Annotated in this window: 10 protein-coding genes; 6 read left to right on the forward strand and 4 right to left on the reverse strand. The window is 35.3% G+C overall.

Annotated elements, in window-relative coordinates:
• Positions 1–17 precede the first annotated feature (17 nt).
• Genes K1X44_08190 through K1X44_08200 form a run of 3 tightly spaced genes read right to left on the reverse strand, consistent with a single transcriptional unit; the run spans position 18 to position 3,168 of the window.
• Entirely contained in the window at positions 18–1,058 is a 1,041-nt protein-coding gene (locus K1X44_08190; protein MBX7147272.1) for a quinone-dependent dihydroorotate dehydrogenase, read from the reverse strand.
• A 12-nt stretch (positions 1,059–1,070) separates the two neighbouring features.
• On the reverse strand, positions 1,071–1,538 hold the full coding sequence (locus K1X44_08195) for a hypothetical protein (protein MBX7147273.1): 468 nt from the start codon (positions 1,536–1,538) through the stop codon (positions 1,071–1,073).
• Between the two features lies 1 nt (position 1,539).
• On the reverse strand, positions 1,540–3,168 hold the full coding sequence (locus tag K1X44_08200) for a lysine--tRNA ligase (GenBank protein MBX7147274.1): 1,629 nt from the start codon (positions 3,166–3,168) through the stop codon (positions 1,540–1,542).
• A gap of 171 nt (positions 3,169–3,339) precedes the next feature.
• Here K1X44_08200 and K1X44_08205 point away from each other — a divergent pair, with 171 nt between their 5' ends.
• From K1X44_08205 to K1X44_08225, 5 genes are read left to right on the forward strand one after another with little or no spacing between them, the layout of a single operon-like run.
• Positions 3,340–6,867, forward strand: coding sequence for an FAD-dependent oxidoreductase (locus K1X44_08205; protein ID MBX7147275.1), 3,528 nt, complete (start codon positions 3,340–3,342; stop codon positions 6,865–6,867).
• A gap of 21 nt (positions 6,868–6,888) precedes the next feature.
• Positions 6,889–7,728 (forward strand): fumarylacetoacetate hydrolase family protein, encoded by an 840-nt coding sequence (locus tag K1X44_08210; GenBank protein MBX7147276.1) that lies wholly within the window; start codon positions 6,889–6,891, stop codon positions 7,726–7,728.
• Between the two features lie 40 nt (positions 7,729–7,768).
• Positions 7,769–8,347 carry a DedA family protein gene (locus tag K1X44_08215; protein MBX7147277.1) on the forward strand — a complete coding sequence of 193 codons (579 nt, stop codon included), beginning with the start codon at positions 7,769–7,771 and terminating at the stop codon, positions 8,345–8,347.
• Positions 8,348–8,364: 17 nt separating this feature from the next.
• Positions 8,365–8,889, forward strand: a complete 525-nt coding sequence (locus tag K1X44_08220; GenBank protein ID MBX7147278.1) for a disulfide bond formation protein B — start codon at positions 8,365–8,367, stop codon at positions 8,887–8,889.
• Positions 8,870–9,445, forward strand: coding sequence for a demethoxyubiquinone hydroxylase family protein (locus tag K1X44_08225; protein MBX7147279.1), 576 nt, complete (start codon positions 8,870–8,872; stop codon positions 9,443–9,445). Before K1X44_08220 ends, K1X44_08225 begins: the two co-directional genes overlap by 20 nt.
• Here the strand turns inward: K1X44_08225 and K1X44_08230 are convergent.
• Positions 9,442–10,092, reverse strand: a complete 651-nt coding sequence (locus tag K1X44_08230) for a dienelactone hydrolase family protein (GenBank protein MBX7147280.1) — start codon at positions 10,090–10,092, stop codon at positions 9,442–9,444. The two genes, K1X44_08225 and K1X44_08230, sit on opposite strands and share 4 nt — an antisense overlap.
• 111 nt (positions 10,093–10,203) lie before the next feature.
• On the opposite strand from K1X44_08230, the gene K1X44_08235 reads away from it, so the two are divergent.
• Positions 10,204–10,836: a TerC family protein gene (locus K1X44_08235; GenBank protein MBX7147281.1), complete on the forward strand. Its 633-nt coding sequence runs from the start codon at positions 10,204–10,206 to the stop codon at positions 10,834–10,836.
• The last annotated feature ends 323 nt before the right edge of the window (positions 10,837–11,159 follow it).

An 11,159-nucleotide genomic window follows, 5' to 3' on the forward strand; every position in this document is an offset into this window, starting at 1 on the left:
TCTATCTTTTTTAATATTTATTTATGTGCCGTTCCAATAGCATCTTTTATCGAGGTAAATCCATCTTTTTTTAATTCATCTAAAAGCTCGTCTTTAATTTTCTGAATGATAGATATACCCCCATAAATAAAGCTTGTATAAAGTTGGATTAATGACGCCCCAGCTTTAATTTTTTGATAGGCTTCTGCCCCATTGCTAACCCCACCCACCCCAATAAGCGGAAGCATTCCTTTTGTACATTTATAAACTTGAAAAAGACAGTCAGTTGAAAGTTGAAAAATCGGTCTTCCGCTTAGACCACCTGCTTCATTTTTTTTGCTATTCATCAATGAATTTGGCCGTGTGATAGTTGTATTGCTTACAATCAAACCATCGATACCTAAATTCATACAAAGATCACATAAAATATTAATTTCTTCTAAGGTTAAATCAGGTGAAATTTTAACCAATAAAGGTATAGAAGATGATAGTTCCTTTTTCTTCACTACACAACATTGAATAAGGTTTTGAAATAATTCATATTTTTGCCATTCACGTAATCCTGGCGTGTTTGGTGATGAAATATTAATCACAAGATAGTTAACCAAAGGGCTAAGTTTTTCAATACCCATAAGATAATCTTGAATAGGATCCGTTGTATCTTTATTCATCCCAATATTACCACCTATAAATCCCCAAAAAGAATTAAATTTTTGAAGACGTTGTGATACGGAAACCAACCCATCATTATTAAACCCCATTCTATTAATAATGGCTTGATCTTCAGGTAAACGAAATAAACGTGGGGATATATTTCCAGATTGGGGACGTGGTGTGACAGTCCCAACTTCAACAAATCCAAACCCTAATTTTAATAAGTTTTTAAAGGCTCTTGCATTTTTATCAAATCCAGCGGCAAGTCCTATAGGATTTTTAAAATAATGCCCCCATAAGTTGATCCCAAGCTTTGCATTGTCATCTTGTTTTGATACTTTAACCATATCATGGGATAAAACCCACAATGCAAGAGCATGCGCTGTTTCAGGTGGCAAACATTGCAAGAATTTTAATAATAACATTTTATAATAATTTTAATGCCGAAGCGCTGTCGATTGATAGGCTGGCGAAATAGGCATTTCAGGATTTTCTTCTGTCCAAGCAAGGGAAAAAATACGCCAAGTTTCTTTTCTTTTTATCCATTGCATACTATTGATACCCCTTTGTTCGGGGCCATTATCCATTCGAAGCGAAAAAATACTAAAAACTTGGGCAATAGATGCATAATGATCAATACGGCGCCAAAGTTCACGTTCTTGAAAGCTTCTAATCTGGCCGGTTAAAACATTATTTTTATAATCCACAATAAAATCTTCAACTACCATACTTTCATTATGTCCATTTTTGTCAATACGAACCAACCGTGCCCCTTGATAAAAAAGATCTGAGAGTTGTTCAAAATTTGGTTTGTAACCTGTAGAAAATGATAAAGAGCGATAAAGCAAATCCACTTGGTGCCCAATTAACATTGATTCAGCAGTATCTCTCTTTCTAAGAGGCAAATTATTTCCCTTTCATTGCTACAGTTGTTGGCATTTCCAACATCGTTTGATCCATTAAACTTTGTCCATTTAAAATCTGTTGAATAAGTTTAATCGTTTCTTCTAATCCATATAAAGCAAAAAATGACCCTAACCTTGGACCTTGATCTTGGCCCAGCAAAATTTCATAAAGAGATTGAAACCAACCACGTAAATCCGACGTATATTTTTTCCCTATTGTATAAATTTGTGTTTGAATCATTTCAGAATCAGCATTTACAGGTAATTTTTTTAATTCACTTACCAAATCTTTCAAAGCAATTTGTTCTTCCGCAGTTGGGGTGCGATAATTCTTAAAAGGTTGGACAAAATCACGGTAATAAAGCACCGCATGATTAAGAAGTTTATCTAAAGCAGGATAGGTTTGGGCATTTGCATTTGGGATATAACGCGAAATAAATCCCCATAACAAAGTTTTATCATCAGAATTACATACACTAACTAGATTCAACAAAATAGAAAAACTTAAAGGTACTTGGGTATCCAGAGGTGGATTTCCTTTATGAATATGCCAGATAGGATTTTCTAATTGTTCTTCTTCATTTTGATTGTGATATTTTTCAAGATAGACAAAATAGTCATCAACATTTTTTGGAATAACATCAAAATAAAGCCTTTTGGCTGTTTTAGGTTTGGTAAACATAAACAAAGCCAAACTTTCTTGTGGGGCATAAGAAAGCCATTCTTCAACACTTAAACCATTGCCTTTGGATTTTGATATTTTTTCCCCATTTTGGTCTAAAAACAGTTCGTAATTAAAACCTTCGGGTGGCTTACCACCTAAAATCTTGCAAATATCATTCGCAAGTTTAACAGAAGGTATGAGATCTTTACCGGACATTTCATAATCAACTTCAAGGGCATACCATCGCATAGCCCAATCAGGTTTCCATTGTAATTTACAATGCCCCCCAGTTACAGGGGATTCAATCTTTGACCCATCTTCGTCTTGATAAACAAGAGTTCCTTTTTTAGGATGAAATTCAAGAATAGGTACTTGAAGCACCTTACCCGTTTTAGGCGAAATAGGAAGAAAAGGGCTATATGTCTGTTGACGTTCTTGCCCCAAATTTGGGAGCATAACCGCCATGATTTCATCATAATGTTCAAGTAATTTTAATAAAGCCTGATCAAATAATCCTCGTTTATAACATTCGGTTGAGCTTTGAAAATCATACTCAAAACCAAAATGATCTAAAAATTGACGAAGCATTGCATTATTATGATGACCAAAACTTTCATATTTACCAAAAGGATCTGGAATTGATGTCAAGGGTTTACCCAAATGTTCTGCAACCATGGATTGGTTGGGAATATTGGTTGGAACTTTACGTAATCCATCCATATCATCAGAAAAAGTAATTAATTTTGTAGGTAAGGAAGACATAGCTTGAAAAGCTTGTCGCACCATAGAGGTTCGAACAACTTCACCAAAGGTACCAATATGGGGCAACCCTGATGGCCCATACCCAGTTTCAAATAAAACATACCCTTTCGCAGGTGTTTTATCTTGAAAACGAGCTATTATCTTTTTCGCTTCTTCAAAAGGCCAAGCTTTCGCAGCCAAAATATTTTTTGAAGAATGAGCCATTTAGTTATTTCCTTTCTTATTTTTTTTGATTATTTCTATCTTTTTCTGGCTTTTACTACAAGAGCAGTGAATAATAGAGATAAAAATTAAATAATTTAAATAATAATACCTAAAATATTCCTAGGTTTGAAGTTAATTATATACATGATCGCCAAGGAGCTTTCCGCTAGAATGAAGCAAAATGATTTAAAAATAAATACCCCAGAAATTAATCATGCCGATTCTTCTAAAATTATTTTAGATTTTGGGTTAAATTTTTCTGATCTTTATAATCGAGATGGGCTTATTACTCTTGATGGTCATTTTGTTGGATATTTAAAAGAATATAATCTAGTCTTAGCTAATCGTTTTTTAGAAGCACGAGCCAAGATTGAAACTTTACCCACCTTGGAAGAAAGTCAGCTTTTAATTGAAGTTGCCCCCTATTTAGAAGACTTTATTGGAAAATTATTTCATATAGAAACTGAATTAAAAACTTTATCCTTATCAATTCAAAATTTATCACCCCTTTATCAATGCAAAAGACAATTTGTCCAGCGTCAAGCAGTTAAAGCTTTTACCCAAGAGCAAGCTGAACAATTGGATGGAAAAAAACTTCGTGAAGAATTGATCCCCTATTTAGGTATAGACTTTAGTGAGCTTGCTTTTGCAATTCAAGTTGAAGAATGGGAAAAAGGTGGGGAGGAAAATAACGAAAAACTTGATCTTGCCCGTCGTTATGCTGCATGGGCAACATTATCCAAAGATGGCCAAGCCCAACATAAAACAGGCATTTTGTTTAAACAGCCCCATAAAATAAACCCACATCATCTTGTGCCCGTTGAAACAATTGTTCGTGATGGTGTAACTATGATGCGATTGCCAGAAGAACATTGGCGCGCCCGGCAAGATTTCAATTTAACAGATCCAGGATACGATTTACCCCAAGCTCTCGATCAAATGAACTATTGTATATGGTGTCATAATCAAGGCAAAGATTCATGTTCCAAAGGATTAAAAGACCGAAAAAATGGTGGGTTCCAAAAATCTGCCTTTAACATTACCCTTGCTGGTTGTCCCCTAGAAGAAAAAATTTCTGAAATGCACACTTTGAAGGCACAAGGTCATTCTTTAGGTGCCTTTGCGATTATTGCCATTGATAATCCCATGATGGCGGCAACAGGACATCGCATATGCAATGATTGTATGAAAGCATGTATTTATCAAAAACAAGAACCTGTTGATATTCCCCAGGCCGAAACAAGAATTTTTAAGGATATTTTGGAACTCCCATGGGGATTTGAAATTTATTCTCTTTTAACAAAATGGAATCCACTTAATTTACGTCGCCCCCTTCCTAAAGGTGATAGTCATTATAAAATTTTAGTTGTTGGATTAGGACCATCAGGCTTTACCTTGGCCCATCATTTACTTAATGAAGGTCATAATATTGTTGCCATAGATGGATTAAAAATTGAACCTTTACCCCACCATATTTCTGGTATTGATCTTATGGGAAAACGCCATAATTTTATACCTATTCGCGATGTTAAAGAATTGTATGAAAATTTAGATGAAAGGGTTACTGCAGGTTTTGGTGGAGTAGCCGAATATGGTATTACAGTTCGTTGGAATAAAAATTTTCTAAAACTTATTCGATTACTTTTAGAAAGACGCTCGCATTTTACCATGTATGGAGGTGTGCGTTTTGGTGGCACATTAACCGTGGAAAGTGCTATGGCCATGGGATTTGACCATATTGCTCTGTGTGCCGGTGCTGGTAAACCAACCTATATTAATATTCCAAATGGTCTTGCCCGTGGGGTTAGAATGGCTTCGGATTTTTTGATGAGCTTGCAATTAACGGGGGCAGCTAAAAATGAATCCATTGCCAATTTACAATTAAGATTACCCATTGTGGTGATAGGCGGTGGTTTAACAGCAATTGATACGGCAACTGAATCCCTTACCTATTATAGCCGGCAAGTTGAAAAATTCTTAAATCGATATGAAAGTTTGCTATCCGAAAAAACAGAACAAATGATTAGGGCTGATTGGAATGAAGAAGAATGTTTAATCGCAGATGAATTTATTAAACATGCCAAAGCATTGCGTGCTGAAAATGCTAGAGCTGCCTTGATAAAAGAAAAACCCAAAATTGCTGAGCTTCTTAATTCTTGGGGTGGTGCTACAGTTGCCTATAGGCGTCGCCTCATTGATGCCCCAAGCTATACATTAAATCACGAAGAAGTTGCCAAAGCTTTAGAAGAAGGTATTTCATTTGCAGAAAATATGAACCCAGTATCCATTGATATTGATCAATGGGGGCATGCCCAATCTATTACCTTTCAGCAAACCCTTGACCAAAAAAACATAACATTACCGGCGCGTAGTATTTTAGTTGCAGCAGGTACACAACCCAACACAGTTCTTGCCGAAGAAGATCCAGATTTCGTGAAAATGGATGGTAAATATTTTCAAGCAATTGACACATACAATAATCCAGTTACCCCAACCAAAAGTTTGGCCAAACCAGAACAAGCCGAAATTTTAATGTCATGTCTTAATGATGGCAGATTCATGAGCTTTTTTGGCGATATGCATCCATCATTTTTTGGTAATGTAGTTAAAGCCATGGCAAGCGCTAAACAAGGTTATCCTTTGATCAATCAAGTTTTGATAAGAAAATCTCCAACTTCTGTGACCTATAAGGATTTGGTCAAAAAGCTCGATCATGATCTTCGTGCTTTTGTCCACAAAGTGCAACGCTTAACTCCCACAATTATTGAAGTGATTATCAAAGCCCCATTAGCGGCAGCCCATTTTCAACCCGGACAATTCTATAGGCTCCAGAATTATGAAAGCCTTTCTTTACGTACCAGTGATACTGTCCTTGCTATGGAAGGATTGGCCATGACAGGTGCCTGGACCAATAAAGAACAAGGACTTATTTCTGTTATTGCTTTAGAAATGGGTGGATCATCTGATTTATGTACCTTATTAAAACCAGATGAACCTGTAGTACTTATGGGACCAACAGGGGCACCCACCGATATTGTATCCAATGAAACCGTTATTCTTGTGGGTGGTGGACTTGGAAATGCTGTTTTATTTTCAATCGGTGCTGCGCTTAAAGCTGCAGGATCAAAGGTCATTTATTTTGCTGGATATCGCAAAAAAGAAGATAGGTACAAGGTTGACCAAATTGAAGCAGCAGCTGATGTTGTTATATGGTGTTGTGATGAACAACCTGGATTCTCACTTGACAGACCACAAGATAAAAGCTTTGTGGGCAATATTGTTGAAGGTATACGTGCCTATGGCGAAGGTAAACTTGGGTCCGTTTCCCTATCCTTAAAAGAGGCAAGCAGAATGGTGGTGATCGGATCAGACCGTATGATGGCAGCCTTAGCAAAAGCACGTCACACTATTTTAAAACCATATCTTAACCCCGAGCATATTGGAATTGGATCGATTAATTCTCCAATGCAATGTATGATGAAAGAAATTTGTGCCCAATGTCTGCAAACCCATATTGATCCTGTAACAGGCAAAGAAACCATTGTATTTTCTTGCTTCAATCAAGACCAAAATTTGGATTATGTTGATTGGCAAATTTTAAATCAAAGACTTAAACAAAATTCTTTGCAGGAAAAATTAACAAAACAATGGATTGATCGTTGCCTACAACAACTTTCTCTGCGATCTTATGCAGCTTAGCTTACTGGTGATGAATATATTGTGAAATACGCGTCTTTTATTTATCAAAATCAAAATTATGTGGGTCTTGTTTTTCCAGAACGCAATATCATTTATCCTATAAAAACAGATATGATTTCCTTGATTAAAGCAGGAAATATATTTATTGATACCAAAAATGCTACCCCTTTTGATTTGGATAAGGTAACTTTATTAGCCCCTATTCCTAATCCTATTAGAAATATCTTTTGTATTGGAAAAAATTACAAAGATCATATTTTAGAAGTCAAACAAACAAATACAAACCCCACTGATTCTATACCTCAATATCCTATTGTCTTTACCAAAGCAACAAATTGCGTCATTGGTACAAATACACAAATCACTTTACCCAAAGATTTAAGCACAGAAATAGATTACGAAGCAGAGCTTGCCGTTATTATTGGAAAAAAGGGCCGATTCATTAAAGCCGAACATGCACTTGATTATATTTTTGGCTACACTATTGCCAATGATTTAACCGCCCGCGATATCCAGGTACGACATAAACAATGGTTTTTAGGCAAATCTATTGATCATTTTCTTCCCCTAGGTCCATGGATTACCACAAAGGATGAGGTTGATGGTCAAAATTTAACCATATCTTGTTGGGTAAATGATGAATTACGCCAACATAGCAACACATCAGAAATGATTTTTAACATTGCGCATCTCATTGAAACAATTTCCACCTATGTTACACTTGAAGCTGGTGATATTATTGCAACGGGGACACCGGCTGGGGTTGGTATGGGACATAATCCACCCATTTTCCTTAAAAGTGGGGATCGTATTAAAATTACAATCGAAAAATTAGGTGGTTTAGAAAATGTTATGCAATGATTAAATCATCACCCCAATATACATACAAATAATTTTCATCATGTTACGTCGTTTATATAATAAAACCATAGAATTAGCAGAACACCCGAAAGCAATTTACGCCCTGATTGCTGTGGCCTTTGCCGAAAGTTCTTTTTTTCCCATACCCCCTGATCCTATGCTTGTACCTATGGTATTGGCACGCCCACAATCAGCATGGCGTATTGCTTTTTTAACAACCATCGCATCTGTATTAGGTGGGATTGCTGGATATGCCATTGGTTATTTTTTATATGAAACTATTGGTCAATGGGTTATTCATTTTTATGGATACCAAGAAAATTTTCATCATTTTCAACAAAAGTATGATGAATGGGGTTTTTGGATTATCATGATTAAAGGATTAACGCCTATTCCCTATAAATTGGTTACTATTGCAAGTGGGGTTGCAAAATTTGATCTTACAATTTTTATTGTTGCTTCTATAATTACACGAGGAGCAAGATTCTATTTGGTGTGTGCTCTTTTAAAATATTATGGCCAACCGATACGCATCTTTATTGAAAAATATTTAACTTGGGTAACAACAGCATTTTTGGTATTAATTATAAGTGGATTGCTTCTTATAAAATATGTTTAATCAAAAGATTTAATTGCATGACTATCATTCAACAATCACAAACACGATCAATATTTTTGTATATTTTTTTTCTTGCTCTTTTCCCAGTTATAAGTGTTTTCATTATGCAATTCGGATTTGATTTAAAACCTTGTGTTCTTTGCCATTACCAACGTTACCCTTATTTTCTGATTTTATTTCTTTCTTTATGTGTCTTAATTTTTAATGTCACAGATCATAAATTTGTTTTTATTGCTTTTATGGTATGCGTTCTTTGTTTTTTTATAACAGCCTTTATAGGTTTTTTTCACGTTGGTGTTGAACATCATTGGTGGGAAGGTACAGCTGAATGCGCAGGGCGAATTAATATTAAATTATCGCCTCAAGAATTTATTTTACAATTAACCCAACAACCCATTGTCCGTTGTGATGAAGTAGCCTGGTCATTTTTAGGTATTTCACTTGCAGGATATAATTTTTTATATGGTTCATGTTGTGGGATAGGGTTATTATATTTTGGCATCAAAAAAGAATACGTCACCCATGACCACAAATCCCAATAATAAGTACCAATCCAATTCTTATGCGCTTCCCGGTGATTTAGATTTTCATGACGAACTTATGCGTATTATTCGGGTAAATCATGCAGGCGAATACGGTGCCAAAAGAATTTATGAAGGCCAACTAGCCATCTTTCACCATGATTCACATACAGGTACAGTCATTCACCACATGGCTATGCAAGAAAAAAAACACCTGGATGCTTTTGAAAGGTTAATGGTCCAGCATCAAGTAAGACCCACATTACTGCAACCTTTATGGCATCAATTAGGATATGGGTTAGGTTTTATTACAGCCCTGCTTGGCTCTAAAGCAGCTATGGCTTGTACTGTAGGTGTTGAAGAAGCTATTACCGAACATTATTCAAGACAAATTAAAAAATTAGGTAATCAAAATAAAGAAATCTCGACCCTTTTAGAAGAATTTAAGCAAGATGAACAAGATCATCTTGATCTTAGTCTTCAGGAAGGTGCAGAAGAAGCTGTTGCTTATCCTTTAATGAAACACTTGATTAAAAAAGCCACAAATGTAGCCATATGGTTATCAGAACGCCTTTAATCAAAAAAGATTTTACGCAAAAATTCACCACCCTTTTTTATTCCCTCATAATCGATTCCATGGGCCAAAAAGGGACAGGTTAATATTTCTACTTTTAACCCTAAAGCAGATAATTTCTTTTCAGCATATGTTAAAGAGTCATAAGGTACAACAGAATCAAGTTTCCCATGGACAAGTAAGATGGGTGGCGAAGATTTTATTTCTTGTTCGAGATGGGCAGAACCTAGCAATGCACCAGAATATCCAATAATTCCCCCTAACATATTGTCTTGTCTTAACCCCACATGTAAAGCCATCATGGCACCTTGAGAAAAACCAACAAGAGCAATTTTTTCTTGCTTAATTTTATAATGGTCTATTTGTTGCTGAATAAATTGATCTAAAATTGGTGCTGCAGTTTTGGCACCAGCAAAAAGTCTGTCATTGTCAAAAGATTCCAACCCAAACCATTGTCTTCCCATGCCATTAACTTCACATAAAAAAGGGGCATCCGGTGAAATAAAGGCAGTATTTGGCAACAAATCCTTCCATTGATTAGAAATATCAATTAAATCATTCCCATTTGCCCCATAACCATGGAGAAATATAACTAATTGATTAATCTTTTCTTGGGGTTCCCATTTAGGACCAAGAAGTACATTTTCCATTTTCATTTTTCCAATTATCTAACTAATAAAATCATCTTGATGAGCTAATTCATAATATGTTACTTCTAAATTGTTCTATTATAAAAAATCTTAACATAACAGTAGTTTCTTATGGATATAGCGAATCTAGTTTCTTGGTCTGAAGTAAGTGCCCTCTTTCAAGTCATTATGATTGATCTTGTTTTGGCAGGGGATAATGCCATTGTTGTTGGTATGGTTGCATCTGGACTTCCCCGCGAACAACGTACCAAAGTTATTATGATTGGTATAGTTGCCGCAACATTAATGCGGATATGTTTTGCCCTAGTTACAACACAGCTTTTGGAAATTATTGGTTTGACGCTTGCTGGCGGTATACTTCTTTTATGGGTATGCTGGAAATTATGGCAGGAAATTCAACGCGAAAGAAAAAGAAATAAAAACAACGAAGAAACAGAATCTGTTACCCCATCACATAAACAGGCCAATAATTTAAGACAAGCTATTATCAATATTGTTTTAGCTGATATTTCGATGTCTCTCGATAACGTGCTTGCGGTTGCAGGTGCCGCCCGGGAACATGGTTGGGTCTTAATCATTGGTCTCACACTTTCTGTTGCCTTTATGGGAATGTCTGCAAGTTTAATTGCCAATCTTTTAAAAAAATATCATTGGCTTTCCTATTTAGGATTAATCATAGTTTTATATGTTGCTTGTAAGATGATTTGGGATGGTTCAAAACAAGTCTTTATAAATTTTCTTTAAACTTATTTTATTTGGAATGTTTTAACCGCAAAATAATCCTCAATTGGTGGATTTAAGCATCTCCTCTTCCTTATGATAAAAGTTCAAAAATTTGTTGAACAGGTAAATTTAATGTTCGTACATTTTTATCTATAGATAGAAAGCTTTTACAGATTAGAGAAAAGAAAAAGTGATCGTAAAGTAAGATTCGGATGGGCAACCCCCCAAAGGATTCTAGAGTTTTATAATATACAATTGAACATCTAATACTAAGAGAGTGATATTAAAAATTATACTCTCTTTTTTAAATTATAATATTTGTTATATTTTTTTTATTAATAATA

This window comes from Alphaproteobacteria bacterium (genome assembly GCA_019695395.1).
Lineage (GTDB): Bacteria > Pseudomonadota > Alphaproteobacteria > JAEUKQ01 > JAIBAD01 > JAIBAD01.

What these genes read in the sequence shown, in the direction of transcription:
- K1X44_08190 (MBX7147272.1), bottom strand. Translation starts at nt 1,058, where the DNA reads ATGTTATTATTAAAATTCTTGCAATGTTTGCCACCTGAAACAGCGCAT.
- K1X44_08200 (MBX7147274.1), bottom strand. Translation starts at nt 3,168, where the DNA reads ATGGCTCATTCTTCAAAAAATATTTTGGCTGCGAAAGCTTGGCCTTTT.
- K1X44_08205 (MBX7147275.1), top strand. Translation starts at nt 3,340, where the DNA reads ATGAAGCAAAATGATTTAAAAATAAATACCCCAGAAATTAATCATGCC.
- K1X44_08215 (MBX7147277.1), top strand. Translation starts at nt 7,769, where the DNA reads ATGTTACGTCGTTTATATAATAAAACCATAGAATTAGCAGAACACCCG.
- K1X44_08220 (MBX7147278.1), top strand. Translation starts at nt 8,365, where the DNA reads ATGACTATCATTCAACAATCACAAACACGATCAATATTTTTGTATATT.
- K1X44_08225 (MBX7147279.1), top strand. Translation starts at nt 8,870, where the DNA reads ATGACCACAAATCCCAATAATAAGTACCAATCCAATTCTTATGCGCTT.
- K1X44_08230 (MBX7147280.1), bottom strand. Translation starts at nt 10,092, where the DNA reads ATGGAAAATGTACTTCTTGGTCCTAAATGGGAACCCCAAGAAAAGATT.
- K1X44_08235 (MBX7147281.1), top strand. Translation starts at nt 10,204, where the DNA reads ATGGATATAGCGAATCTAGTTTCTTGGTCTGAAGTAAGTGCCCTCTTT.